The organism is Mycobacterium sp. 852014-52144_SCH5372336 (genome assembly GCF_001665615.1).
Lineage (GTDB): Bacteria > Actinomycetota > Actinomycetes > Mycobacteriales > Mycobacteriaceae > Mycobacterium > Mycobacterium neumannii_A.
Genome location: NZ_LZSW01000059.1, coordinates 302,284 through 326,485, shown reverse-complemented (window position 1 = coordinate 326,485; position 24,202 = coordinate 302,284). Strand labels below are relative to the sequence as shown.

Below are 24,202 nucleotides of genomic sequence, written 5' to 3'. Positions count from 1 at the left end.
GACGGACGCGATGACCCGGGTCGCGGTGGTGACCGGGGGCGCCTCGGGCATGGGGGAGGCGACGTGCCACGAGCTCGGCCGTCGTGGGCACAAGGTGGCCGTACTCGACGTCAACGGTGAAGCGGCGCAACGGGTCGCCGAGAAACTGCGGGCGGACGGCGTGACGGCTCTGGGGGTGGCCGCCGACGTGAGCGATCGTTCGGCGGTCGAGGAGGCGTTCGCGAAAGTGCGGAGCGAGCTGGGGCCGGTGCACATCCTGGTCACCAGCGCCGGTGCCGTGGACTGGGCGCCTTTCACCGACATCACGCCGGAGGCGTGGCAGCGGCTCATCGACGTCAACCTCACCGGAACGTTCCACTGCTGTCAGGTGGCCGTGCCCGACATGCTCGACGCGGGCTGGGGTCGCATCGTGATGATCTCGTCGTCCAGTGCGCAGCGCGGCTCTCCCCGGATGGCGCACTATGCCGCGTCCAAGGGCGCACTGCTCTCGCTGACCAAATCGCTTGCGCGCGAGTACGGACCGGCCGGGATCACGGTCAACAACATCCCGCCGTCGGCCATCGAGACACCGATGCAGCATGCCGGTCAGCAGTCCGGACACCTGCCGTCGAACGAGCAGATGGCCGCGACGGTCCCGCTCGGCCACCTCGGCACCGGCGACGACATCGCCGCGGCCGTGGGCTTCCTGTGCTCTGAGGAGGCCGGTTTCATCACCGGTCAGATTCTCGGCGTCAACGGCGGGTCGGTGCTGTGATGGCCGCCCGCTTTCCGCATACCAAACACGACACGGAGGTTTCCATGGCTAAGTGGCCCAAGCCGGCCGAGGGCAGCTGGACTGAGCATTATCCGCAGCTGGGGACCGGACCGATCTCGTTCCGCGACTCGACCTCGCCGGAGTTCTACGAGCTCGAACGCGAAGCGGTCTTCAAACGCGCCTGGCTCAACGTCGCGCGTGTCGAGGAGCTGCCGCGCGTCGGAAGCTACCTGACCAAGGAGATCGACGCCGCCAAGACGTCGGTGATCGTGGTGCGGGGCAAGGATCAGCAGATCCGCGCCTTCTACAACATCTGCCGTCACCGCGGAAACAAGTTGGTGTGGAACGACTTTCCCCACGAAGAGGTCAAGGGCACCTGTCGACAGTTCACCTGCAAGTATCACGGGTGGCGCTATGACCTCAAGGGCGATCTGACCTTCGTGCAGCAGGAGGGCGAGTTCTTCGGCCTGGACCACCAGCGGCACGGGTTGAAGCCGGTGCAGTGCGATGTCTGGAACGGGTTCATCTTCATCAACTTCGATCCCGAACCGCGGTGGACGCTGCGCGAGTTCCTCGGCCCGATGATCACCGCGCTCGACGACTATCCGTTCGAATTGATGACCGAGCGTTACGAATTCGAGGCGCGCAACAACAGCAACTGGAAGATCTTCGCCGACGCGTTCCAGGAGTACTACCACGTGCCCTCGCTGCACTCGCAGCAGGTGCCCAGCGCGGTGCGCCAGCCGAACGCGACGTTCGAATGCGGTCATTTCCAGATCGACGGACCACACCGCCTGGTGTCGACGGCGGGCACCCGGCGCTGGCTGCTCGATCCGGAGTACATGTATCCGGTCGAACGGGTCACGCGCTCTGGGCTTGTCGGGCCGTGGCGCACCCCCGAGACGCATCAGTCGGCCGGCCTGAACCCCGGTGGCATCGAACCCTGGGGTATCACCAACTTCCAGATCTTCCCGAATCTGGAGATTCTCATCTATCACGGCTGGTATCTGCTGTACCGATACTGGCCGACGTCGCACAACACCCATAAGTTCGAGGCGTACAACGCATTCCATCCCGCCCGCACCGTGCGCGAGCGCATCGAACACGAGGTCGCTTCGGTGGTGCTCAAGGAGTTCGCGCTGCAGGACGCCGGAATGCTCGGCGGCACCCAGGCGGCGCTGGAGTACGGCCTGGGGGAGCCGATCGTCGACGACTATCCGCTCAGCGATCAGGAGATCCTGGTGCGCCACCTGCACCACGAGGCCGTCAAGTGGGTCGAGGAGTACAAGGCCGAACGCTCACCGGTGGGGGTGTGACCATGACGCGTCTGCCCAGTGCGTTCGCGGAGTTCGAATCGTTCGCCGAGACGTGGTGCCTGCCAACTGAAGCCGAGAGGTGGGCCACCCGGATGGCCACCCCGATGTCGCAGATCCGGGAGTTCTACGACGCGTTCACGCCGCGCTTCGAGGAAGCGATCGACTACTGCGACAAGTTCCCGCTCGACGACCTGCCCGAAGACGTGCTGAACCTGCTGCATCTCATCTACTCGATGATCATGGTGTCGATGGCCGTCGAGGTGTTCGGTACCCAGAAACCCGCCGACTCCGCCGACGCGGTGATGAACCGCGTCAGCGCGCCGGTGCCATGACGAAGGAGACACCATGAGCCTGCTCACCATCAACAAGCTGACTGCATCGGTCGGCGCGGAGGTGACCGACGTCGACTCCGACGCGCTGGCCCACGACGACGCGCTGGGCGCCACGATTCTGGATGCGTTGGAGGACAACGGTGTGCTGGTGTTCCCCGGGCTCGGGCTGACGCCGGAGGCTCAGGTGGCGTTCTGCCGGCGCCTCGGCGAGATCGACCACTCGTCGGACGGCCACCATCCGGTCGCCGGCATCTACCCCGTGACGCTCGACAAGTCGAAGAACGCCTCGGCGGACTATCTGCGGGCCACGTTCGACTGGCACATCGACGGATGCACGCCCACCAACGACGAGTGCCCGCAGAAGGCGACCGTGCTCTCCGCCAAGCAGGTCGCCGAGACCGGCGGCGAGACCGAGTTCGCGAACTCGTACGCCGCCTACGAGGCGTTCACCGACGAAGAGAAGGAGCGTTTCGGGGCGTTGCGGGTGGTGCATTCCCTCGAGGCCTCCCAACGCCGGGTCACGCCGGACCCGTCGCCCGAGCTGGTGGCCAAGTGGCGGTCGCGACCCACCCATGAGCACCCGTTGGTGTGGACTCACCGCAGCGGTCGCAAGTCGCTGGTGCTGGGTGCGTCGGCGGATTACGTCGTCGGTATGGACGTCGACGAGGGTCGGGCGCTTCTCGCCGAACTCCTCGACCGCGCCACGCAGCCGCAGCTGGTGTACAGCCACCGCTGGTCCGTCGGCGACACGGTGATCTGGGACAACAACGGGGTTCTGCACCGCGCCGCGCCGTACGACCCGAACTCGCCCCGCGAGATGCTGCGCACCACGGTGCTGGGTGACGAGCCCATCCAGTGAATGGCGTCGGGGCATAGCCGCTGGGCGCCCCGGACTCGCACGCCCGCGCGTTGACGCAGGGCGTGCCGCTATGGAAATCTGATACCCAGATATGAGAATCACGTTCTCGTACGTTGAGATCGTCGAAATGGAGGGCGCATGACCGAGGACCTCACCACGGTCGACTTCTTCCGGGACGGGCGCCTGACGGATGACCCGTACCCGTTCTACGAGGCGCTGCGCAACAAGTGCCCGGTCGCCCGTGAGGACCACTACGGCGTGACGATGGTGACCGGCTGGCAAGAGGCCGTGGACGTCTACAACGACGCCGAGACGTTCTCGTCGTGCATCTCCGTGACCGGTCCGTTCCCGGGCTTTCCCGTTCCGCTCGAAGGGGACGACGTCACCGACCTGATCGTCGAACACCGCGACGAGATCCCGTTCAGCGACCAGCTGCCCACGCTCGACCCGCCGACGCACACCAACCACCGCGCCCTGCTGATGCGGCTGATCACGCCGAAGCGCCTCAAGGAGAACGAGGACGCGATGTGGCAGCTCGCCGACGACATCCTCGACGATTTCCTCGCATCCGGTGAGGGCGAATTCATCAGCGGTTTCGCCGCTCCGTTCACCCTGCGGGTGATCGCCGATCTGCTCGGGGTGCCCGACGAGGATCGGCCCGAGTTGCTCGAGCGGTTGGCCCGCGGCACGCACGGCGGCGGGCTGGGCAACGCCGACAAGACCCTGACGAAGACACCGCTGGAGTACCTCTACGAGGTGTTCGCCGAGTACATCGAAGACCGTCGTCGCGAACCGCGCGACGACGTGCTGACGGGGTTGGCGACCGCGGCGTTCCCCGACGGCACGGTGCCGGAGGTGGCCGACGTGGTCCGCGTCGCCACCAACGTGTTCTCCGCCGGCCAGGAGACGACGGTGCGGCTGCTCTCGACCGCGCTGAAGGTGCTCGGCGACCGGCCCGACATTCAGCGCAAGCTGCGCGACGATCGCAGCCTGCTGCCGAACTTCATCGAGGAGTGCCTGCGCATCGAGAGTCCGGTCAAGGGCGACTTCCGGTTGTCGCGGGTGCCGACGACGGTGGGCGACCAGGCCCTCGGCGCCGGATGCACCGTAATGGTGATCAACGGTGCGGCCAACCGCGATCCGCGCCGCTTCGAGGATCCGGACAGCTTCGATCCGGAGCGCAAGAACGCCCGCCAGCACCTGGCGTTCGGCCGCGGCATCCACAGCTGTCCGGGCGCGCCGCTGGCCCGGGCCGAGACCCGGGTGGGGCTCGAGCGACTGTTGGACCGCACCACTGACATTCGGATCAGCGAAGCCCATCACGGACCCGCGGGGGAGCGTCGCTACAACTACATCCCGACCTACATCCTGCGCGGGTTGACCGAACTTCATCTGGAGTTCGACGTGGTCTCGGGTGATGCCGAATGAAGGTCACCGTCGACGAGGATCGCTGCGCAGGACACGGCATGTGCCTGACGCTGTGCCCCGAGGTGTTCGAGCTCAACGACGACGGTTGGGCGGTCGCGAACCCGGAAGAGGTTCCCGCCGAACTGGAATCCGCGGCGCGCGAAGCGATCGACAACTGCCCGGAACGCGCGATCCGCGAGATCGACTGACAAGCGACGTCGGCGCGGTGCCGGCATCCAACACGAAGGAGCTCGAATGGCGAAGGCGTACATCCTCATCACCGAGGACGTCAAGGACCCCGACGGTATGGCGGAGTACGGCAAGGTGGCCAGCCAGACGATGGCCAGCGCAACGCTGCTGGCGTTCGATCAAAAGGCCGAGGTGATCGAGGGCAACTGGCACGGCACGCAGACCGTGCTGCTCGAGTTCGAGTCCGAGGAAGCGGCCAAGGCGTGGTACTACTCCGACGAGTACCAGGCCGCCGCGAAGCTGCGTCAGGCCGCCGCCGACTGCAACGGCGTCATCCTGCACGGGCTGGGCTGATATCGCTGTCGCCCAAACCGACGTCTTGGCGGGAAAATTCGAGCAAAAGCCGCCAAAACGTCGGTCTCGGCGCAACTTCAGGCGGAAACCAGCGGGCCGGCCGGTGTCGTCGTGGTGGCGTGGACCAGTAACTCGGCCAGTTCTCGCGGTCGGCTCAGGAACGGCGAGTGCGAGGCGTCGATGGTCAACTGCTCGACGCCGAGGCGACGGGTCACCGTGTCGGCCAGCCAGCGCGGCATCGACCGGTCCTGCAGACAACGAATGAAGCTGCGGGGAAGATCGGCCTCCCAGAACCGCGGCACGGATACCGGCGTCACCGTCGTGTCGCCGAAGCGTTCGGGACCGAGGCGCTCGAACGCCCAGCGCGCGGTGGCCTCGTCGCAATCGTGGTAAAAGTACCGCCGCGCGCCTTCGAAGTCGGCGAACCTCATCGCGCCATCGTCGTCGAACTTCAGGTAGCCCAACATCTCTCCGACGTCGGCGTCGAAATCCTCGCCAAGTTCGTCGCCGTCGTCGCGCATCGCCATCGCTTCGGGATAGGTGCGACCCTCTCGCGGCAGGGCCGCGGCGAGGTAGGTGATGTGGCTGACCAATTCGGGCGCAGCGTCGGCCGCCAGCGTTGCGTCGAAGCCGCCGCCCGAGTGTCCGACGAGAACGCTGTCAGCCGAACCTGCTGCCCGCAACGCTTCCACGATCGCGTCGCGCCGGTTGGCCAGTGTCGACTCCTCGTCGACGCGTGCACCGTGTCCCGGGAGGTCCACCGCGACCGCGTCGTGGCCCATCGCCGTCAGCTCGTCGATCACGCGCTCCCAGCACCAGGCGGCGTGAAAGCCCCCGTGGACGAAGACGAATCGCATCAACTCAGGGCGCGCACCGGAACGTGTGACCAGCCCGCGACGTTCTGCATCGCCACCCGACGGCAGTCATCCCACAGCACTTCATATCGGGGGATCAGGTCGAGCAGCCGCTCGAGTGCGATCGCCGTCTCCATCCGGGCCAACGCCGCACCGAGGCAGCTGTGAATGCCGTAGCCGAAGCCCAGGTTCTGCGCCTCGGTGCGGTTGCGGTCGATGTCGAAAGTGTCGGCGTCGGTGAATGCCTCGGGATCGCGGTGTGCCGAGGCCTGCAGGAGGAACACCGGCTTGCCCTCGGGGATCGTCACGCCGTGCAGTTCCACATCGCGCATCGAGCGCCGCACGTTGTAGTGCACCGGCGGTTCGTAGCGCAGCAGTTCCTCGACTGCGGCGGGAATCTTGCTGCGGTCATCGAGAAGCTTCTGCCACTGGTCGGGGTGACGGGCGAACGTGACCGCCGCGTTGCCGACCAGCTTGGTGACGGTCTCCGCGCCAGCACCACCGAGAAGCGTTGCGAATCCGGCGATCTCGAAGTCGTCGAGTGATTCCTTCTCACCATCCTCGCGGGTGATCTCGGCGGCCACCAGGCGGCTGAACATGTCGTCCGTCGGGTTAGCGCGCCGCTCCTGGATCAGTTGGAAGTACAGCCCCATGGCTTCGCCGATGGCCTGCATACCCTCTTCGGACATGTCGACCTGGCCGGGCTCGCGATGCAGCGACGCGTCGACCCATTCGCGGACCTGCTGCCGGTGTTCCTCTGGCACGCCCAGCATCTGGGTGATGACTTCGACCGGGAAGAATGCGGAGAAGTCGCTGACGACGTCGAAGTGGGAGGGATCGGCCTTGGCGATGTACCTGTCGATGGTCTCGGTCACCATCGGCCGCATCGCCTCGATCGCCCGGGGGGTGAAGACCTTGTTCACCAGGCTGCGCATGTGGCGATGTTCGGGCGGATCCATCAGGATGATCATCTTGGCCGGCATCGGCTCGTCAGAGCGAATGGTCGCCAGATCCAGACCGTATGCCGACGAGTAGGTGGCGAAGTCCTTGTAAGCCGCGGATACGTCTTCATGCCGCGACAAGGCGTAGAAGTCGAGTTCCTCGTTGTAGTAGACCGGTGCTTCTTCGCGCAGACGCCGGTAGATCTCCCACGGTCCGTCGAAGTACTCCTGCGAGAACGGGTCGAAGACGATTTTCGACGTCGTCATGCGTCTTCGATCGAGATCGCCTGGCGCGGGCACTGTCGCACCGCTTCCCTGACTTGCTCCTCGTTCTCGGGCGTCACTTCTTCCTGAAGCACGTGTAGGTAGTCCTCCTCGTCGAGATCGAACACCTCGGGGATGATGCCCATGCACACTCCGTTGCTCTCACAGAGCCCGAAGTCGACGATGATCTTTTGAGTCACTTCAACACCTTCACCGGGACGTGGTGGTATCCGGCCACATTCTGCATGTGCACGCGTTCGAGGCCGTCGAAGTTCACCTCGTAACGCGGCATGAAATCGAGCAGGTGCTCGAGCGCGATCGTGGTTTCCAGGCGGGCAAGCGCAGCGCCAAGGCAGCTGTGAATGCCGTAGCCCAGTCCGAGGTTCGGCGACTGTGTGCGATCCCGGGTGATGTCGAACGTCTCGGCGTTGTCGAATGCGCGGGAATCGCGGTTGGCCGCCGCCTTCATCAGGAACACCGGCTTGTGCGCGGGAATGGTGCCGCTGGGCACCTCGGCTTCCTTCAGCGTGTAGCGCACGTTGTACTGAACCGGCCCGACGTAGCGCAGCAATTCCTCGACGGCGGCCGGCACCAGGCTCCGGTCGTCGAGCAGCATCTGCCATTGTTCGGGATGGCGGGCGAACTCGACCACCGCGCTGCCGACGAGCTTGGTGACCGTCTCCGCGCCCGCGCCGCCGAGAAGTGCTAGGAATCCGGTGATCTCGAGATCGTCGAGCTGACGCATCTCACCGTTCTCAGCGGGAATCTCCGCGCGGATGAGCCGGCCGATCATGTCGTCCAGTGGGTTCTGCCGCCGCTCCTGAACGAGGCCGTAGTAGTACATGCCCGAGTCGATGTTGGCCTGCATGTTCTCTTCGGACAGCTCGAGCTGGCCGGGCTTGCGTTGGAGGCTGATGTCGATCCAGCGCCGGACCTGTTGACGAAACTCCTCAGGCACCCCCGCCATCCGGGTGATCACTTCCACCGGGAACGGACCCGAGAAATCCTGCACCACATCGAAGTTGTCGGGATCGACCTTCGAGAGGTACTGCTCGACGAGTTCGGTGATGTTCTCGCGCTGCGATTGGATGGCCCGGGGGGTGAAGGCCTTGTTGAGCAGGCTGCGCATGTGCCGGTGCTCGGGCGGGTCCATGAAGATGATCGACTTGTGCGGGCCTTCCTCCGAGCGCACCATCGCCAGGTCGCAACCACGAGATGAGGAGAACGACTCGTGGTCCTTGAGTGCTGCGGCCACGTCGGCGTGCCGCGTCAGCGCGTAGAAGTCCTGCTCCTCGTCGTAGTAGAGGGGCGCTTCGTCGCGCATCCGTTGGTAGATCTCGTACGGGTTGTCGAAGAACTCCTGCGACACCGGGTCGAACACGAGTTTGGGCTTGGTCATGGTCTCCTCTTTCGCGGCGGGCTGTCGACCGCTTCCGTTACGCGAGGCCGCAATAATGTAACGCCTCTAGTATGCCTCACCGGATGCCTCCTGGTAAGGGGAATCGCCGCTGTTTATGGCCAGGATCCCGGCGTCGATGACCTCGTCGAGCAGGCCAAGGTCACTGCCCAGTTCGCCCGCCGTCCGGCGAACCACCGCGACGTCCTTGCCGATGAACTCGCCGACGTCGGTGACGAACCCCTGAACCGAGCCGCGCGCGGCGATGAACTCGCCGACCCGGCTGGTCCCGCTGCCGTGGGTGAGCGAGGTGAGCAGCTCGGCCTCCTGGACGCCGAGGCGGGCGCCGAGGTCGACGGCGGTGCGCAGCAGACCGATCTGGGCGGCGAACAGGCTGTTGTTGACGAGCTTGACGGCCTGGCCCGCTCCGATCTCGCCGACGTGCAGGATCGGGTCGCCGTAGCTGGCCAGCACCGGTCGGACCTTGTCGACCGCGGCGTGCGCGCCGCCGACGAACAGGGTCACCTCGCCGGCCGCGATGTTGTGCGGGCCGCCGCTGACCGGCGCGTCGACGACGTCGATGTCGGTGAACTCGGCCGCCAGCCTTCGCGTGGTGGCCGGGCTGCCCGTCGTGTGAATGATCAGCGCACCGCCCGGTTGCATGGCCGCGGCCAGGCCGTCGTCCAGGCACACCTGGCTGACCTGCTCGTCGGTGAACACGCAGATCGCCACGGCGTCGGCCCCGTCGGCGACGTCGGCCGCACGGGTCACGGGCTGCGCGCCGATATCGCGTAGCGCGGCGCATTTCTCGTCGGTCCTGCCGAGTGCGCGGACCTCGTGACCGGCTTCGATAAGGCGGCGCACCATCGGCGCGCCCATGCGCCCCGCCCCGACGAAACCGACCCGCGTCACCGCGGGTGGTCCATGTTCTGCAGCGCCGTGTCGGCCACGGTGAACACCGATCCCTCCGGTGCCGATGCGGTGGCCGCGATGCTGGCCGCGTGCCGAACGTCCTTCTGCAGCAACGCGCCTGCGATGGGCGCCAGTGCCTCGACCGTGCCGCCGAACATCGCGATGCTGCCCAACGCCTTGCTGGTTGCCGATCCACCGTTGAGCACCTCGGCAAGGCGCACGCGCGGAATACCCAGGGACTCACCGAGATCGAGAGTGCTCAGCGCGCTGCCGAGATTGGCGGTGAACAGCAGGTTGTTCAGGATCTTGGTGACCTGTCCACTGCCCAGCGGGCCGAGATGCACGATTGGGTCGGCATAGGTCGCGAACACCGGGCGGCAGCGTTCGACGACGTCCTCCTCGCCGCCGACCATCACCAGCAGCTTGCCCTCTTCGACGGCGGGCCCACCGCCGCTCACCGGCGCGTCGATGACCGAAACACCCTGTTTGGCAGCGGCTTCGGCGATCTCCCTGCAGGTGTCGGGATGTACGGTGCTGTGGATGGCAATGGTTGCGCCGGAGGCCAGGCCGGCGAGCACACCGCTCTCACCGTTGAGGACTTCGCGCACGTCGTCGTCGCCGACCACGCACAGGCAGACCAGATCGCTGGCCGCGGCCAACTCCGCAGGCGTGCTCGCGGACTTGGCTGCCGTGCCGGCATACGGTTCGAGGCTGGCCGCCCGACGCGCCCACAGCGTCGTCTCGAACCCGCCCTCGACGATCTTGCGGGCCATGGGGCCGCCCTGGCTGCCCAGTCCGATGAATCCGACGCGCATCAATCCGCCTCCACTTTCTGCTCGGCCTTGTCCTCGGCGCCTCTTCGGGCCGCGACGCATTCCTCGACGAACGACAACACTTTGTCGTGGTAGTCCGCGGCCGCGTAGGACAGCGAAATGTTGTGACCTGCGCCGGCCTGTTCGTTGAGGACGAAGCGGGGCGCGGCGGTGAACACCGCGGCGATGTCGGCCAGCGACTCGGGGTCGGTGCGCCACACCCGCTCGTGTTCGGCGACGGTGAACTGCACGGGCACCTCGACCCGCGCAGCCATCGCCGGAAAGTCCCGCCGCGGCCAGTTTTTCGTCATGTCCGCCTCGTACGGCGCGCCCGTCGACGAGTTCGTGATACCCGAGAGCACCTCGGGCGGATACAGGTCGGCGGGTTCCCACAGCAGGTCGCGAAGCCCCACCGGCCGCCGGGTGGCCGTCGTCGTCTTCAGGATCTGGGCCGCGGAGTCCGCATACCGCAACCCGGTACCGGCCAGGCCGAGTCCGAGCACCCCCGCCTGAGCGGCACGGTCGTCGGCGGCCATGCGCACCGCCAGTTCACAGCCTGCCGAGTGGCCGAGCAGGAACAGGCCTTCGCCGCGCGGGTTCTGGCCCAACACCTTGTCGACGGCACCATAGGCGAGCGCGACCCGCTGGTCGGGTTGGTGCATCGCCTCGGGATAGGGCGCCGAGCTGCCGTAGCCGGGTCGGTCCAACGCCACCACCGTGATTCCTCGGGCCGGACCGGCGCGCAGCAGCGACAGCTGAGGATGGCCGGGACAGTCGAAATACGCTGCGGTGCTGGCACCTCCGTGGAGGGCGACGATGACGGCGGCCGGGTTGTCGGCATGTGCGACAAGGCCCGACATGGGAACGCCGTCGACGAGGACGACGCGGGGGCGCGGGCTCACCCGTCGGTCCGCATCAGGATCGCCCCGCTTGGCGTGAGCCCGCCACTGCTGACCACCGCGACCTTGGCGTCCTTCACCTGGCGCTCGCCCGCGTCGCCGCGAAGTTGCGTGACGGCTTCGTGGATCAGGCCCATTCCGTGTGTCCGGCCGTGCGACAGCTGACCGCCGTGGGTGTTCAACGGGATCACCCCGTCGCGGGCGATGGCCTTGCCGCCGTCGAGGAAGTCCTTGGCCTCGCCGATACCGCAGAAGCCGAGAGCCTCCAGCCACGACAGGCAGTTGAACGAGAAGCCGTCATACAGCTCTGCGACGTCGACATCCTTGGGCCGCAACGAGGTTCGAGTCCACAGATGGGCGGCCTGACCGAGTACCTGAGGTTCGTGGGTCAGCGTGCTCTGGTCCCAGTCGGTGCGTTCGACGATCTGCGTGCCGACCGCCTCGAACAACACCGGCTTGTGGGGCATGTCTTCTGCGGTTTCGACGGCCGAGACGATGACCGCGACGGCGCCGTCACAGGGAACGTCGCAGTCGTACAACCCGAACGGGGTCGTGATCATCCGCGCGTTGAGGTAGTCGTCCATCGTCATGGGGTCGCGGTAGATGGCGGTCGGTTTCAGCGCCGCGTTCGCGCGCTGGTTGAGCGCGATCCAACCGAGCGTCTCGCGCGTGGTGCCGTAGCGCTCGAAGTGGCGCTGGGCGTTGAGCGCCAGCGTGTGCGCGGCCGACATCGCACCGAAGGGCATCTGCCAGCTCGAGGTTCGGGCGCCGCCCGGCGGTGACGCCTTGCCCTCCTTCATCAACTGCTGGAACGTCGCCTCCCACAATGTGCGGAAGCACAGCACGTGCCGGGCCATACCCGTGGCCACCGCCATCATCGCCGCGATGACCGAGCCGCCGGGTCCGAAGGTATCCATGCCGCCGTTGATCCACGCCGGGCGTAGACCGAGAGCGCCCTCCAGCGCGGCGACGCCGCCTTCGCCCATGCCCGCGATGTCCAACCCGGGATAGGTCGACAGGCCGTCGATGTCGTCGAACGTCAGACCCGCGTCGGCGACGGCGGCCTCGCACGCTTCGATCGTCAGCGACAGCGGCGGCACCATCAATCGCCGACCGAGCCGCGACGCACCGATTCCGGTGATCGCCGAATGCTCTTCGAACCGTTGGCGAGTCAGCGGCTGGCTCACGTGACGGGCGAAGTCCTGTGGTGCGATCTCGTCCTCGGCGACCGGGCCACTCTGTTCGTCGGCGCCGGGTGTGAAGACGGGCAGCCAGACAGTTCCGGCCCCATCGCCGAGCTGTTGAAACGTCACCTCGACGACTTGACCGAGTTTCAGGTCGTCGGGGTCGCAGTCGACGATGTTGGTGGTCAGTCGAACTCGCGGATCCTCGACGATCGCCACCTGGGCCACCACGTAGGGCGGCGGCAGGTCCGGGAAGCCGAACCGGTGGTTGACGGTGAACGCCGACAGCGTGGCCTTGCCGGAGACGTCGCGAATGCCCATGTTGTGGCTCCGGCAGTACCGGCACACGGGTTGCGGCGGATGGATCAGCGCCGTGCAGTCACGACACTCCTGGATACGCAGGACACCGTCGGCGCCGGCGGTCCAGAAAAACTCGTTGAGTACCGTCAGCTCGGGTAGTGGTCTTGTCACCGCACGAATCCCGAGATCGCCTCGTTGTCATCGGTTTTGGGTTCGGGTTCGGGCACCTCGTGTGCCTCCTGATGCACGGCGGTGTCGTCGGACGGCCGGTGTTCGCCCATGTAGATGATCGCGTGCACCGGGCAGTCCAATAGTGCGCGCATCACCGCGTCCCTGTCCTTCTCCGGCACCGTGCCGTCGCCGATGAGGGAGGCGTACCCCCAGTCGTCCAGGGAGAAGTACCCCGGGGCGTGCTTGGCGCATATCCCGAAGCCGTCGCACAGCGTCCGGTCGAGCCGAATCCGCAAGCCCTCACTCATGATTGAGCCACCGCCTCCACTTCGTAAGGCCGCACGGCGGCGAACGCGTCGGCGCGACAGGCCGTGCAGTCGTCGGTGAGGTGGCGAGCCACCACTTGTGGGAACTGTCGCAGCAGGCTCGCGGCGACGTTGGTGGCGCCGTCGAGAGTGCCACAGGCGCCACGCCCGCGAAGCACCACCGACCAACGCTCCAGGCGGGTGACGTCCTCCTGGGTGGCTACGCCGTCGCGCAGCGCCGACGTGACCGCGGCCATGGCGGCGGTGCCGTTGAAGCAGGATCCGCACTGGCCCGCGTTCTCCCGGTCGAAGTACGACATCACCGCGGCCGCGACGGCGACGGGGCAGTCGTCGGTGAGGATCGAGATGGCCCCGCATCCCAGACCGCTGCCGAGCCGGCGAACCGACTCGTGGTCGAGCGTCGCGTCGAGGATGTCGGTGTTGACCAGGCCGGCGAAGTAGCCGCCCATCAAGACGCCGGTGACCGCGTCGCTGGTGACCCCGTGCAGGTGCAGCAGATCGGAGAACGATGCACCGTGCGGGATTTCGTACAGCGCGGCTGGTCGTCCGCCGCCGGTGATGGTCGCGAGAAACGTCCCGGGAGACATCGGCGTGCCGACCGAACGGAACTTCTCGGCGCCGTGCTCATGGATGTAGGGCAGGTTGGCCAGCGTCTCGACATTGCTGACCATGGTGGGGACGCCGGCCACGCCTTCCTCGAAGGGCCGTGGCGGTTTGTCGGTCGGCTTGGCGGGTCCGCCGTTGATGCGCCGGACCGCGGCGGTCTCTTCTCCGGCCACGTACCCGGGTTCGACTGTGACGACGGTGATCTCGGTCGCGCCGAACGTTTCTGGTGGCACTTCGCTGAGCGCGGCGGTGACGGCGTTCGCGGCGGGGGAGTCGGAGACGTAGACGTATGCCCGGCGGGCGCCTGCGACGGCCGTCGCCAAGCGCAGACCGTCGAGCACGAGATGGGGCCGGTTACGCAGGAGCCAGCGGTCTTTGACCGACGCGGGTTCACCTTCTTCGCCGTTGGCCACGACGACGGTCTCCGAGCCGCGCTGGTGGGCATTGTGCACCGTGCGCAGTTTGGTGCCGATCGGGAACGCGGCGCCGCCGCGGCCCAGCAGCCCCGACAGGTCGACCTGCGTCAGCAGCGCATCGGCATCGATCAGCGGCCGGTATCCGCCCGCCCGGGTGTACTCGGCGTAGTCCTCCGTGCCCGCCTCCGACGGGCGCAACAGCCGCGGCGCGCAATCCGGCCAGGCGGCGACGGCGAGATCGGTGGCAGTAGAGGTCATGGCTGGTCCTTCCGGCCCGCGGATAGGCTGACGGACATGAGGACTGCGGTCGTGCGCGTCGGTGTCGACACGGCGGGCGAACTCGGCCCGGCCCAACTCGACGACGGCCTTGCTCGGCTGAGGGATTCGGCGGCTGCGCACGGTATCGAGGTGGTGGCCAACGATCTGGCCGGGTTGCCGCCGAAACGCCGTGAGGTCGAGTTGTTGATCGCCGGCGACGACCAGGACGAACTCCGTCGGCTCGCGGTCGACCTGTGCGACAAGGCATTCGGCACCACACCGGTGCCCGGCGTGGTGACGTTCATCAGCCGCGGCACCGACGACGATGCGCACGGCGTCCTTGCCGGGCTCGGGCTGTCCGGGGAGATCGAACGGGTACCCGGCGACGACGGCTGGGACGTCATATATGTGACGTTGCGCAGGGCCGACCTCGAACGCGTTCCGGAGAGTCGGGTGCACACCGCGCTGGAGGCCTCACTCAACTGCGAGGTCCACATCCGTACGACGTAGTGCTTCCGGGCGAGCGCGCAGTCTCGAACACGAAGCGCCGTAGCCGGCGTACGAGGATGTGCCCTCACGGTTGTGGTGGATCCGCTCATCAACTGTCCAGGAACTTCAGAATTGCCGGCGCCGCCTGCACCCACGTGTCGAACAGGCAGAAGTCCTTTCCGCCGCTGGCCGCGAACTTCTCACCGGCACGCTCCCAGGCATCCTCGGGCCAGGGCGGGTCGATCAGCGTTGAGCCCTTGATCAGGCAGCTGACCTCGAGCGACGTGCGCTTCGGATGATCCCAGTCGTTCTCGCCGCCGCGGACGATCAATGTCGGCACCGTGATGTTGTCGAACATCTCGTCTTCGACACCGGGGATCGTTTGACCGGGCTTGGGCACGAAGGCGTTGAGCCAACGCAACATCACCTTCAGAAACTCGTCGACGTCGAGGGCTCTGAACCGCTCCTCGTTGCGAGGATTCTCGCCGATGCGCTCCTTCCACTCGGCGACGTGCAGCAGTCCGTCGATGCCCGCACCGCGGGCGGCCAGGATGCTCGGCACCACGTAGTGTCCGCCCAGTACGAAGGACCCGTATACGCCGCCGACGATGTTCCAGACCACCAGCTTTCGGACGATTTCGGGGTAGAGCATCGTCGTCAGCATCGAGTCCCGCGCCCCACCGGAACCGCCCGCGATGATGCACTGCTCGATGCCGAGACCGGTGATCAGCGCGTGCAGCGTTTCGGCGCGCATATGAGATTCGCTCTTACCGTAGAACTGCACGTCCGACTTGCCACAGTTCGGCCGATCCCACAGCAGCACGCGGTAACCGCCCGATGCCAGCGCCTCCGCCAGTGGCCGTAGGCCGGGAATCTCCTTGCTGAATCGGCCGCCCGGCGTCAGTGCGATGAATTCGCCTTCGTTGCCTAGGATTTCGTAGACGACGTGGCCGCCGTTGATCTCGACGGTCTCTTCGCCCGGTTTGAGAGTGGGGCCCGCGGCCTCCGTGGTGGTCATGCTGAGCCTCCGCGAACGTGCGCAAACTGCTGAATTTTCGCGGCGTGTCGTGTGCAAACACGCACGCTCACGCCAACAAGGGGACCTGTGATCATGCCTGGACCAACACCTCGTTGCCGACCACCCGCACGGGGTAGGTCCGGATGCTCCACTCCGGCTTGACCGCCGTGGTGCCGGTGGCCAGTTCGAAACCCCACTGGTGCCACGGGCAGTAGATGTACTCCAGATCGCGCACCATCACCGCATCGCCGGGCACGCTGTCGTCGACCACGGTGCGGCCGCGGGCACGTCCGGAACACAGCGGTCCACCCTCATGCGGGCAGTAGTTGGCGATCGCGTAGAACGTGCCGTTGACGTTGTAGACGCCCACGCCGTGGCGTCCGATCGGCACCAGTTTGTGCTTGCCCGGCGGGATCTCGTCGACCGTGGCGACGACGTGCTCACGCCCCTGGGCCAGCCGGGGCGTCTTCTCTTGTTCGCTCAACTCAGAACACCCGCACCTGGCCCTCGAGGGCCGGAACCGTGTCGGGAAGGTGATACGTCGCGATGCCGTTCTTGAACATCACCGCTTCCCGGGCATGCTCGGGCAGGTGCTTGACCAGCCAGCGTGGGTCGTCGAACGTCCAGTGCGGGTAGTCCGACGAGTAGAGCAGGATCTTCTCGCACTCCATCCACTCGAACGCGCGCGACAGCTCGGTCTTGTCCTCGGGGTAGTCCAGCGGCTGGGTGGTGAACTTGATGTGGTCCTTGACGTATTCGGACGGTTTGCGCTTGATGTCCAACCACGACTTACGGGCCTCGTAGATGGCGTCCATCCGCCACATCAGCGGCAGAATCCAGGTGAAAGCGTGTTCCACCAACACGATTCGCAGCGTCGGGAACCGGTCGAAGAGCCCGTCGAAGACCATGCTCATCACCTGGTTCGCGGCCAGCAGCGAGTAGGTGACCATGAAATCGTGGTTGTAGCTGGGGAATCCGACCGGCGGGATCGGCAGCTCCTCGTGATGGCTGCGGGACAGGTGGCAGCTCACCGTGATGTCGTTGCGGGTCGCGGCCTCCCAGATCGGGTTGTACTTGGGATCACCCCACGCCGGGCGGGGTTCGGCCTTGATCAGGATCTGGCCCATGTACGGGTGGCCGGCCCAGCGCTCGATCTCGCGGGCCGAATCCTCGGGCGCCTCGATCGCCACACAGATCGATCCGCGCCACCGCTCGTGCCAGTTGTTCTTGCTGTCGAGCCAGTGATTGGCCTGCCAGTCGTTGAGCGCGACGCTCATCGCGTGGTTGACCTCGGGGAAGCGCGCCGGGTAGGCGGCGGGTTCCAGGATCGCGATGTCGGCGCCCGCCTCCATGATCAGCTGCTTGAACGCCAGTTCGGGGTCGCTGCCCGCGAAGTTCCCGTCCGAGGGGAAGGTGTCGACCCGCATCGCGTACGCGTGGGCGTAGTCGGGTGCGTCGTAGTAGATCTGGTCGCCGATCCGCCGCGTCAGGAAGTACTTGCTGCGCCACGGCTCCGGGATGTACGGCGTCAGCTCACCCGCCCTCGGCGTGGGGTGAACGTCGGAGTCGACGCAGCGCACCGCGACGCGCTCCGCGGCGGGCTTGCGCTCTGTCACTGTCACCGTCATCGTGGCTCCCTGCCTTTCAACTGCGTCTCACGCCCTATCACTGTGCGCCCACTGCGGCACCGACGTCTATGCCGTAGAGCTCGGCGGCATTGCGCCAGCACAGCTTGTCGCGCTGCTCGTCGGTGTAAGCGGAGGGCACCGTCAGCTCGTTGAGCTGCCAGTGTGGATAGCTCGACCCGTACATCACCATGTCGTCCTTGCCGGTGAAGCTCAACCACTCGCCGGCGTAGTCCACATCGCCGGGCCCGTCCATCGCGCCCTGCACGAAGTAGGTGTGGCCGGGCAGGTAGTCGCTGGGCATCCGCGGCGCCCACGGGGTCTGCTCCAGATGTGGGCGCCCGAAACAGTCCATCCGCCAGATGAACGGCGTCAACAGGTCCGCCGCCCCATCGGCCCAGACGAACTTCAGCGTCGGCATCCTTTCGAATACCCCTTCGACGATGAGATTCATCAGGTGGTACAGGTAGTTCAGCGCCATGAAGCTGACGTAGTTCTCGTAGGTCCTCGGCACGCCCGACGGCGTCGGCGCGTACTGGACACCCGCCCCCACTTCGATGTGCACCGCGACCGGCAGGTTGGCCTCGTTGGCGGCCTCCCACAGCGGCCAGTACTGCGGCTTGCCGTACAACTCGCGGGACTGCAGGGGCACACCGATCTGCACGACCCGGGGATGGTCGGCGTATTTGGCGATCTCTCGCAGCGAACCGGAGATGTCGTCGGGGTTGACCCGGATGGTGCCGCGGAACTTCTCGGCGTACGGGTTGTCCTCGAGCCAGCGGCTGACCAGCATCTCGTTGTGGCCCGCCGCGATCGCGGTGCCCAGATGCCGGTCCGGCATGATGCCGCGGGTCATCGGATGCAGGATTGCGACGTCGACGCCGCGCTCGTCGAACAGATGCCCGCCGACGAACTCGGGGTCCGAGCCGGGGTAGCGGCGGTCATCCTCGGTGCCGGGGGCGTACTCGCCGCCGGGAGCGCCGTACCAGTCCATCTCGTAGTCGGGGAACCCGCGGCTCTTGAAGGGCTCGCGAAGGAAGCTGCGGAAGTCCTTGTTCGACTTGCTGAAGATGTGCACGCTGGCATCGATGACGGGGGTTTCGTAACCAGGCGGGGTCCCGTCCTGAATATGCATCACCAAGGCTGTCCTCCGATGTCATCCGGCCGTCGGCAGGCGCAGAAGAGCGCTGCGCGAGCGCCGAACACCTCCCAGTGTAAAGCGTTGTTCTTCAATCGCAAGAATCTAGTTCTCGACAAAACGCTTACTTTTGCGCAGGTCAGGGTGTCTGCTGGTCAGCTGCATGACACACGTTATGCGAAACGTGGTAGTCACGTCGTGAGAACGGTTACGCCGCGATTGGAGAATGTTATTCTCGCTGCGACGCGTTGCCCATCTTCGAGGCCCCGGGAGGCTTGGTGTTACTGGAGTTCGACGCCGATCAGCGGCTCTGGCAGGGGACCGTGCGCGACGCGGTGAGCAAGCAGTGCCCGGCCTCGCTGATCCGCGGCATCGCCGAGAACGGGGTGGACCCGGCGCCACTCTGGAAGACCTACGTCGACGCCGGGTGGACCGAGTTGGCCGACGCTGAGAACGCGGTCGAACTCGCGATCGTGCTCGAGGAGCTGGGCCGGGCCACCGACCCCACGCCGTTTCTGGCGACGCTGACCCAGTTCGCGCCGTTGGCCGGCGACCGTTTCGATGCGCAACAGGCCGGCACGGCGGTGTACGACGGCGTGTCCGCCCACCGGGTCGCCGACGGGTGGGTACTCGACGGCACCGCTCACCACGTGCTCGACGGTGACCGTGCCGAGCGCTTCGCCGTGGTCACCGATGCCGGCGTCTTCATTGTCGACGCCGACCAGGTCACGTCGCGGCGCAGCCCGGTCTTCGATCCGGTCCTGCACGTCGCCGAGGTGTCGTTCGACGATGTTCGGGTGCCCGACACGGTGCGGGTCCGCGCCGACTCCGAACGCGCCCGCCATGTCGCGCTGACCGGTATGGCCGTCAGCACCGTCGGCGCCTGCCAGCGCATCCTGGATCTGGTGCTCGAGCACGTCAAGCAGCGCCAGCAGTTCGGGGTCGCGATCGGTTCCTTCCAGGCCGTGCAGCACAAGGCCGTCGACATGCATGTCGCCATCGAACGCGCCAGGGCGCTGGCCTATTTCGCCGCGCTGACCATCGCCGAAGACGATCCGCGCCGACGGTTGGCGGCCGCCATGGCCAAGGCGTCGGCGGGGGAGGCGCAGGCGATCGTGTTCCGGCACGGGCTGCAACTGTTCGGCGCCATGGGATTCACGTGGGAGAACGACCTTCAATTCGCGCTGAAGCGGGCGAAGGCCGGCGAGCTGCTCCTCGGTGGCGCCGCCGAGCATCGCGCGATGATCGCGGAGGAATACAGGAGTAACAGTGCAGCTGTCCTTTGACACGGACGTCGAGGAGTTCCGCGCCGAGTTCGCCGCCTTCCTCGACGAGCTTCTGCCCTCGGAGGCGCAGACGCTGGATCGGCCGAAGTCGGTGTCGCACATGCCGCAGTGGGCGCGCGACTGGCAGCGGCTGCTGTTCGACAACGGCTGGCTGCTGCCCGCTCAGCCGCCGGAGTTCGGTGGCCGCAACGCGACCGTGCTGCAACAGTTCGTGCATCTCGACGAGCTGTGCCGGCGACGGATCTACCACAGCTTCAACCCGCAGGGCGTCAACATCATTGCCGCGTCGCTGATTTCGTTCGGGTCCGACGAGCAGAAGCACCGCTGGGCGGTGCCGGTGCTGCGCGCCGAGAAGACGGCGTCGCTGGGGATGAGCGAGCCGAGCGCGGGTTCGGACCTGGCGTCGCTACGGACTCGCGCTGAGTTTGTCGACGGCCCGGACGGGCCCTACTTCGTCGTCAACGGCCAGAAGGTGTGGACCTCGGGTGCGCATGACGCCGACTTCCTGCTGGCCTTCGTGCGCACCGACCCGGATGCGCCCAAGCACAAGGGCATCAGCGCGCTGATCATCCCGACGGACACCCCCGGTGTGGTGTGCCGGCCCTTCGCCGACATGACCGGCCAGGAGAACCTCGACTTCAACGAGGTCTTCTTCACCGACGCCCGCGTCCCGGCCGAGAATCTCGTCGGCCCGCTCAACGGCGGCTGGGGCGTGGCCAACGGCTCACTCGGACACGAGCGCACGATGATGTGGCTAGGCTTCGCCGACCGGATCGACAACATGATCGCCGACTTCCGGCCCCGTACCGCGCTCGAACGCGACCAGTACGCCACGACGATCATGGACTACCAGGCGCTGCGGGCGATGGGTTCGGCGGCGCTGGCCCGCGCATCACGCGGAGAGGCGGACACCGCGTCGGTGTCGGTGCTGAAACTGTTCGGGTCGGAGGCCGAGCGGCAGGCGATGGAGAACGCGCTGACGGCCGCCGGGGCCGACGGGCTCACCCATCCCTCGCTGAGCGGGCCGTATGCCCACATGAACCTCGACCACTACTTCGCCAGCTGGTTCGAGCGCTACGCCCGAAGCTTCGGCGGGACGATCGCCGGGGGCACCTCGGAGATCCAGCGCAACATCATCGCCACCCAGGTGCTCGGCTTGCCGCGGCGCTGACCATCGTGCCCGAGACGCTCGACATCGACCGGGGCCACCCCGGAATCGTTGTGCTGCAATTGAGCCGGCCCCCGCAGCTCAACGCGATCAACGCGGTCATGCGCGACGAGTTGAGGCGGACCTTCGCCGAGATCGCCGCAGACACGACGGTCAACGCCGTCGTGCTCACCGGCGCGGGCCGGGGGTTCTGCTCGGGCATCGACATGCGCAACTTCGGTCCCGACGCCGTGGACGAGTCCGCGCCCGCGATCGAGCGGCTGCGATTCCAAGAGGCCATGGCTGCTCTGCCACAGGCGATCTGGGACCTGCCACAGCCCGTGGTAGCCGCGGTCAACGGGCCGTGCGTGGGTGCGGGACTCGCGCTGCTGTTGGCCTCCGACATCCGGATCTGTTCGGATGTCGCCACATTCGGCAACGCCGCGATCCTGCTGGGACTGTCCGGTGCGGAGATGGGCATGAGCTACCACCTGCCGCGGATCGTCGGAACCAGCGTCGCGGCCGACTGGATGCTGACCGGCCGTACCGTATCGGCCGAGGAGGCCGACCGCCGCGGCCTGGTCAGCGAGATCGTCGAAGCCGACGGCCTGGTCGACCGTGCGGTGCAGATCGCCTCGACCATCGCCGAACACGCACCCCTGGGGGTCCAACTGACCAAGCGGGCGCTGCAGGCCAACACCGATGCGCCCGGACCGGCCGCCGCGATGGAATTGGAAAACCGCAACCAGGTGCTCAGCCATGCCACCGACGACGCGGCGCAGCGCCGCCGCAAGTGGTCCGGCGGCTGAGCCTCACACGGAAGGACGAGCAGTGGCCTGGGATTTCTCGACCGACCCGGACTGGGCCGACCAACTCGAGTGGGTCGAAGATTTCGTGCGCAACGAGTGCGAGCCGATCGACTATATCGTCAAGGAGTCGCACGACCTGCGCGATCCGGTGCGCCAGGCGCTGATCCCGCCATTGCAGGAAATCGTCAAGGAACGCGGACTGTGGGCGACTCACCTCGGCCCCCATCTCGGCGGCCCCGGCTACGGCCAGGTCAAGCTCGCGTTGCTCAACGAGATACTCGGCCGGTCGGAAAGCGCGCCGATCGTCTTCGGTTCGCAGGCACCGGATTCCGGTAACAGCGAGATCCTCGCCCATTACGGCACACCCGAACTCAAGGAGCGCTATCTCGAGCCCTTGCTGGACAACCGGATCGTGTCCTGCTTCTCGATGACCGAACCGCACGGCGGCGCGGACCCGAAGGTGTTCACCACCACCGCGACGCAGGACGGTGACCACTGGGTGATCAACGGCGAGAAGTGGTACTCCTCCTTCGCCTCGATGGCGTCGTTCATCATCGTCATGGCGATGACCGACCCGGATGCCCCGCCCTACCAACGGTATTCGATGTTCGTGGTGCCGGGCGACACGCCGGGCATCAACGTGCTGCGTGACGTCGGGCTGGGATACCAGCCGCTCGGCGGCGGGGGACGTGAGGGCTACGTCCGCTACGAGAACGTCCGGGTGCCCGCCGACCACATGCTCGGCCCCCGGGGCGGGGCGTTCGTGGTGGCTCAGACGCGCCTCGGTGGCGGTCGCATCCACCACGCCATGCGCACCGTCGGCCTGGTCCGGCGGATCTTCGACATGCTCACCGAGCGGGCGGTCTCGCGCTACAGCCAGGGCGAGGTGCTGGCCAACAAGCAGATGGTGCAGGAGATGGTCGCCGACTCGTGGATGGAGATTGAGGCGTTCCGGCTTCTGACACTTCAGACCGCGTGGAAGATCGACAAGTTCAACGACTACAAGGCCGTCCGGGCCGACATCTCAGCGGTCAAGGCGATGATGCAGAAGGTGCTGCACGACGTGTCGGCGCGGGCACTGCAACTCCACGGCTCGCTGGGCACGTCGCACGAGATGCCGTTCGTGCAGTACCTGACCGAGTCCTTCGTCCTGGGTCTGGCCGACGGGCCGACCGAGGTGCACAAGGTAACGCTGGCGCGGCTTCTGCTCAAAAACGTCGAGCCGGCGCCGGACGTGTTCCCATCCGAGCACCTGCTGCGCAAGCGGGCCGCAGCGGAAGCCAAGTTCGCCGACAAACTCGCGGGCATACCGCGCACCTGAGGAGGTCGATCGATGTCGTGTGACGGCAAGGTCGCGTTGGTGACCGGCTGCAGCCGGGGGCTGGGCAAGGCGATCGCGCAGCGCCTGGCGCAGGAGGGGGCGACCGTCGCGCTGACCGCGCGCACCATGGAGCCCGACCCGAAGTACCAAGGCTCGCTGCGTGAGACGCTCAAGGAGATCCAGGCCGGCGGTTGCACGGCGATCGCGGTGCCCGCCGACCTGTCCGACAGCGCAGAGCGGGAGAGTCTCTTCGCCGAGGTCGTCGACCACGTCGGCGCCCCAGACATTCTGGTCAACAACGCGGCCGTCACGTTCCTGCGTCCACTCGACCAGTTTCCCGAGCGTCGGGTGAAGCTGATGATCGAGATGCATGTGATGGCGCCGTTGCATCTGACTCAGTTGGCCATTCCCGCCATGCGCGAGCGTGGTCGCGGGTGGGTGCTCAACGTGACGTCGGTGTGCGGTGACCTGCCGGAGGGGCCGCCGTTCTCCGACTTCGACCGCAGCGCGGGGTTCGGCGTGTACGGGACCGTGAAGGCAGCGCTGAACAGGTTGACGAAAAGCCTTGCGGCCGAATTGTACGACGACGGCATCGCGGTCAACGCCGCGGCGCCGACGAATCCCGTCGCCACGCCCGGCGCGGGGACCCTCGACCTCGCCAAGACCGACACCGAGGACATCTCGCTGATCACCGAGACCGCGTACCTGTTGTGCACAGGCGAGCCGAGAACGTTGACCGGCCACATCGCGCACACGCAGACCTTCCTGCGCGAGGTGGGGAAGCTGCCGTGACGCACCGGACCTGCCCCGCGAGTGTGG

The 24,202-nt window shown here is 66.6% G+C and carries 27 protein-coding genes; 13 read left to right on the top strand and 14 right to left on the bottom strand.

Going from position 1 to position 24,202, the window contains the following annotated elements:
* The first annotated feature begins 10 nt into the window (after window positions 1-10).
* The 7 genes from A5759_RS21345 to A5759_RS21315 all read left to right on the top strand — a co-directional run bounded on the left by A5759_RS21345 (window position 11) and on the right by A5759_RS21315 (window position 5,211).
* Window positions 11-754, top strand: a complete 744-nt coding sequence (locus A5759_RS21345) for an SDR family NAD(P)-dependent oxidoreductase (RefSeq protein WP_068200966.1) — start codon at window positions 11-13, stop codon at window positions 752-754.
* Between the two features lie 44 nt (window positions 755-798).
* Window positions 799-2,070, top strand: coding sequence for an aromatic ring-hydroxylating dioxygenase subunit alpha (locus A5759_RS21340; protein ID WP_068201255.1), 1,272 nt, complete (start codon window positions 799-801; stop codon window positions 2,068-2,070).
* 2 nt (window positions 2,071-2,072) lie between these two features.
* Window positions 2,073-2,402: a hypothetical protein gene (locus A5759_RS21335; RefSeq protein ID WP_066845356.1), complete on the top strand. Its 330-nt coding sequence runs from the start codon at window positions 2,073-2,075 to the stop codon at window positions 2,400-2,402.
* A gap of 13 nt (window positions 2,403-2,415) precedes the next feature.
* Complete coding sequence (locus A5759_RS21330; protein WP_064397085.1) at window positions 2,416-3,261, top strand: TauD/TfdA family dioxygenase; 846 nt, start codon at window positions 2,416-2,418, stop codon at window positions 3,259-3,261.
* A 138-nt stretch (window positions 3,262-3,399) separates the two neighbouring features.
* The gene (locus A5759_RS21325) at window positions 3,400-4,689 is read left to right on the top strand and encodes a cytochrome P450 (RefSeq protein ID WP_068200965.1); all 1,290 of its coding nucleotides are present in this window, start codon (window positions 3,400-3,402) and stop codon (window positions 4,687-4,689) included.
* Window positions 4,686-4,877 (top strand): ferredoxin, encoded by a 192-nt coding sequence (locus A5759_RS21320; RefSeq protein WP_064397080.1) that lies wholly within the window; start codon window positions 4,686-4,688, stop codon window positions 4,875-4,877. The genes A5759_RS21325 and A5759_RS21320 overlap by 4 nt, the downstream gene beginning before the upstream one ends.
* A gap of 46 nt (window positions 4,878-4,923) precedes the next feature.
* A complete protein-coding gene (locus tag A5759_RS21315) occupies window positions 4,924-5,211 on the top strand; it encodes a DUF1330 domain-containing protein (protein ID WP_068200963.1) in 288 nt (95 codons plus the stop codon).
* A gap of 77 nt (window positions 5,212-5,288) precedes the next feature.
* On the opposite strand, the gene A5759_RS21310 is transcribed toward A5759_RS21315, so the two are convergent.
* The 10 genes from A5759_RS21310 to A5759_RS21265 all read right to left on the bottom strand — a co-directional run bounded on the left by A5759_RS21310 (window position 5,289) and on the right by A5759_RS21265 (window position 14,550).
* Complete coding sequence (locus tag A5759_RS21310) at window positions 5,289-6,068, bottom strand: alpha/beta fold hydrolase (RefSeq protein WP_068200962.1); 780 nt, start codon at window positions 6,066-6,068, stop codon at window positions 5,289-5,291.
* Window positions 6,068-7,273 (bottom strand): cytochrome P450, encoded by a 1,206-nt coding sequence (locus A5759_RS21305; RefSeq protein ID WP_068200960.1) that lies wholly within the window; start codon window positions 7,271-7,273, stop codon window positions 6,068-6,070. The genes A5759_RS21310 and A5759_RS21305 overlap by 1 nt, the downstream gene beginning before the upstream one ends.
* Window positions 7,270-7,470: a ferredoxin gene (locus A5759_RS21300; RefSeq protein WP_064397072.1), complete on the bottom strand. Its 201-nt coding sequence runs from the start codon at window positions 7,468-7,470 to the stop codon at window positions 7,270-7,272. Before A5759_RS21300 ends, A5759_RS21305 begins: the two co-directional genes overlap by 4 nt.
* Entirely contained in the window at window positions 7,467-8,669 is a 1,203-nt protein-coding gene (locus A5759_RS21295; protein ID WP_068200959.1) for a cytochrome P450, read from the bottom strand. The genes A5759_RS21300 and A5759_RS21295 overlap by 4 nt, the downstream gene beginning before the upstream one ends.
* A 66-nt stretch (window positions 8,670-8,735) precedes the next feature.
* The gene (locus A5759_RS21290) at window positions 8,736-9,578 is read right to left on the bottom strand and encodes an NAD(P)-dependent oxidoreductase (RefSeq protein WP_068200957.1); all 843 of its coding nucleotides are present in this window, start codon (window positions 9,576-9,578) and stop codon (window positions 8,736-8,738) included.
* On the bottom strand, window positions 9,575-10,393 hold the full coding sequence (locus tag A5759_RS21285; protein ID WP_064426254.1) for an NAD(P)-dependent oxidoreductase: 819 nt from the start codon (window positions 10,391-10,393) through the stop codon (window positions 9,575-9,577). The genes A5759_RS21290 and A5759_RS21285 overlap by 4 nt, the downstream gene beginning before the upstream one ends.
* Window positions 10,393-11,250 carry an alpha/beta hydrolase gene (locus tag A5759_RS21280; RefSeq protein WP_064426333.1) on the bottom strand — a complete coding sequence of 286 codons (858 nt, stop codon included), beginning with the start codon at window positions 11,248-11,250 and terminating at the stop codon, window positions 10,393-10,395. The genes A5759_RS21285 and A5759_RS21280 overlap by 1 nt, the downstream gene beginning before the upstream one ends.
* A gap of 38 nt (window positions 11,251-11,288) precedes the next feature.
* Window positions 11,289-12,944: an OB-fold domain-containing protein gene (locus A5759_RS21275; protein WP_064426253.1), complete on the bottom strand. Its 1,656-nt coding sequence runs from the start codon at window positions 12,942-12,944 to the stop codon at window positions 11,289-11,291.
* The gene (locus A5759_RS21270) at window positions 12,941-13,240 is read right to left on the bottom strand and encodes a ferredoxin (RefSeq protein ID WP_231984718.1); all 300 of its coding nucleotides are present in this window, start codon (window positions 13,238-13,240) and stop codon (window positions 12,941-12,943) included. The genes A5759_RS21275 and A5759_RS21270 overlap by 4 nt, the downstream gene beginning before the upstream one ends.
* Before the next feature lie 8 nt (window positions 13,241-13,248).
* Complete coding sequence (locus A5759_RS21265; RefSeq protein ID WP_064397061.1) at window positions 13,249-14,550, bottom strand: NADH-ubiquinone oxidoreductase-F iron-sulfur binding region domain-containing protein; 1,302 nt, start codon at window positions 14,548-14,550, stop codon at window positions 13,249-13,251.
* A 36-nt stretch (window positions 14,551-14,586) separates the two neighbouring features.
* Here A5759_RS21265 and A5759_RS21260 point away from each other — a divergent pair, with 36 nt between their 5' ends.
* Complete coding sequence (locus A5759_RS21260) at window positions 14,587-15,060, top strand: hypothetical protein (RefSeq protein ID WP_064426252.1); 474 nt, start codon at window positions 14,587-14,589, stop codon at window positions 15,058-15,060.
* A gap of 88 nt (window positions 15,061-15,148) precedes the next feature.
* Here the strand turns inward: A5759_RS21260 and A5759_RS21255 are convergent, their stop codons facing one another.
* The 4 genes from A5759_RS21255 to A5759_RS21240 form a co-directional block, all read right to left on the bottom strand.
* Window positions 15,149-16,057, bottom strand: coding sequence for an alpha/beta fold hydrolase (locus A5759_RS21255; RefSeq protein WP_064426251.1), 909 nt, complete (start codon window positions 16,055-16,057; stop codon window positions 15,149-15,151).
* Window positions 16,058-16,148: 91 nt separating this feature from the next.
* Entirely contained in the window at window positions 16,149-16,541 is a 393-nt protein-coding gene (locus tag A5759_RS21250) for a Rieske 2Fe-2S domain-containing protein (protein WP_064397055.1), read from the bottom strand.
* 1 nt (window position 16,542) lies between these two features.
* Window positions 16,543-17,685 (bottom strand): amidohydrolase family protein, encoded by a 1,143-nt coding sequence (locus tag A5759_RS21245; RefSeq protein ID WP_064426250.1) that lies wholly within the window; start codon window positions 17,683-17,685, stop codon window positions 16,543-16,545.
* Between the two features lie 37 nt (window positions 17,686-17,722).
* Complete coding sequence (locus A5759_RS21240) at window positions 17,723-18,817, bottom strand: amidohydrolase family protein (RefSeq protein WP_064426249.1); 1,095 nt, start codon at window positions 18,815-18,817, stop codon at window positions 17,723-17,725.
* 281 nt (window positions 18,818-19,098) lie between these two features.
* On the opposite strand from A5759_RS21240, the gene A5759_RS21235 reads away from it, so the two are divergent.
* The 5 genes from A5759_RS21235 to A5759_RS21215 are packed head-to-tail and all read left to right on the top strand — an operon-like array spanning window position 19,099 to window position 24,175.
* Complete coding sequence (locus tag A5759_RS21235; protein ID WP_064426248.1) at window positions 19,099-20,106, top strand: acyl-CoA dehydrogenase family protein; 1,008 nt, start codon at window positions 19,099-19,101, stop codon at window positions 20,104-20,106.
* Window positions 20,090-21,277 (top strand): acyl-CoA dehydrogenase family protein, encoded by a 1,188-nt coding sequence (locus A5759_RS21230; protein WP_067386590.1) that lies wholly within the window; start codon window positions 20,090-20,092, stop codon window positions 21,275-21,277. The genes A5759_RS21235 and A5759_RS21230 overlap by 17 nt, the downstream gene beginning before the upstream one ends.
* Before the next feature lie 5 nt (window positions 21,278-21,282).
* A complete protein-coding gene (locus A5759_RS21225; protein WP_067386592.1) occupies window positions 21,283-22,062 on the top strand; it encodes an enoyl-CoA hydratase/isomerase family protein in 780 nt (259 codons plus the stop codon).
* A gap of 22 nt (window positions 22,063-22,084) precedes the next feature.
* Window positions 22,085-23,383 (top strand): acyl-CoA dehydrogenase family protein, encoded by a 1,299-nt coding sequence (locus A5759_RS21220; protein WP_067386595.1) that lies wholly within the window; start codon window positions 22,085-22,087, stop codon window positions 23,381-23,383.
* Window positions 23,384-23,395: 12 nt separating this feature from the next.
* Window positions 23,396-24,175: an SDR family NAD(P)-dependent oxidoreductase gene (locus A5759_RS21215; RefSeq protein WP_067386597.1), complete on the top strand. Its 780-nt coding sequence runs from the start codon at window positions 23,396-23,398 to the stop codon at window positions 24,173-24,175.
* Window positions 24,176-24,202: the final 27 nt, after the last annotated feature.

Bases quoted from the DNA above. Each gene is read 5' to 3' on its own strand.
- A5759_RS21285 (WP_064426254.1), bottom strand. From the start codon at position 10,393: ATGCGCGTCGGATTCATCGGACTGGGCAGCCAGGGCGGCCCCATGGCC.
- A5759_RS21340 (WP_068201255.1), top strand. From the start codon at position 799: ATGGCTAAGTGGCCCAAGCCGGCCGAGGGCAGCTGGACTGAGCATTAT.
- A5759_RS21260 (WP_064426252.1), top strand. From the start codon at position 14,587: ATGAGGACTGCGGTCGTGCGCGTCGGTGTCGACACGGCGGGCGAACTC.
- A5759_RS21240 (WP_064426249.1), bottom strand. From the start codon at position 18,817: ATGCATATTCAGGACGGGACCCCGCCTGGTTACGAAACCCCCGTCATC.
- A5759_RS21335 (WP_066845356.1), top strand. From the start codon at position 2,073: ATGACGCGTCTGCCCAGTGCGTTCGCGGAGTTCGAATCGTTCGCCGAG.
- A5759_RS21280 (WP_064426333.1), bottom strand. From the start codon at position 11,250: ATGTCGGGCCTTGTCGCACATGCCGACAACCCGGCCGCCGTCATCGTC.
- A5759_RS21255 (WP_064426251.1), bottom strand. From the start codon at position 16,057: ATGACCACCACGGAGGCCGCGGGCCCCACTCTCAAACCGGGCGAAGAG.
- A5759_RS21215 (WP_067386597.1), top strand. From the start codon at position 23,396: ATGTCGTGTGACGGCAAGGTCGCGTTGGTGACCGGCTGCAGCCGGGGG.
- A5759_RS21345 (WP_068200966.1), top strand. From the start codon at position 11: ATGACCCGGGTCGCGGTGGTGACCGGGGGCGCCTCGGGCATGGGGGAG.
- A5759_RS21305 (WP_068200960.1), bottom strand. From the start codon at position 7,273: ATGACGACGTCGAAAATCGTCTTCGACCCGTTCTCGCAGGAGTACTTC.
- A5759_RS21295 (WP_068200959.1), bottom strand. From the start codon at position 8,669: ATGACCAAGCCCAAACTCGTGTTCGACCCGGTGTCGCAGGAGTTCTTC.
- A5759_RS21330 (WP_064397085.1), top strand. From the start codon at position 2,416: ATGAGCCTGCTCACCATCAACAAGCTGACTGCATCGGTCGGCGCGGAG.
- A5759_RS21315 (WP_068200963.1), top strand. From the start codon at position 4,924: ATGGCGAAGGCGTACATCCTCATCACCGAGGACGTCAAGGACCCCGAC.
- A5759_RS21320 (WP_064397080.1), top strand. From the start codon at position 4,686: ATGAAGGTCACCGTCGACGAGGATCGCTGCGCAGGACACGGCATGTGC.
- A5759_RS21310 (WP_068200962.1), bottom strand. From the start codon at position 6,068: ATGCGATTCGTCTTCGTCCACGGGGGCTTTCACGCCGCCTGGTGCTGG.
- A5759_RS21325 (WP_068200965.1), top strand. From the start codon at position 3,400: ATGACCGAGGACCTCACCACGGTCGACTTCTTCCGGGACGGGCGCCTG.
- A5759_RS21265 (WP_064397061.1), bottom strand. From the start codon at position 14,550: ATGACCTCTACTGCCACCGATCTCGCCGTCGCCGCCTGGCCGGATTGC.
- A5759_RS21245 (WP_064426250.1), bottom strand. From the start codon at position 17,685: ATGACGGTGACAGTGACAGAGCGCAAGCCCGCCGCGGAGCGCGTCGCG.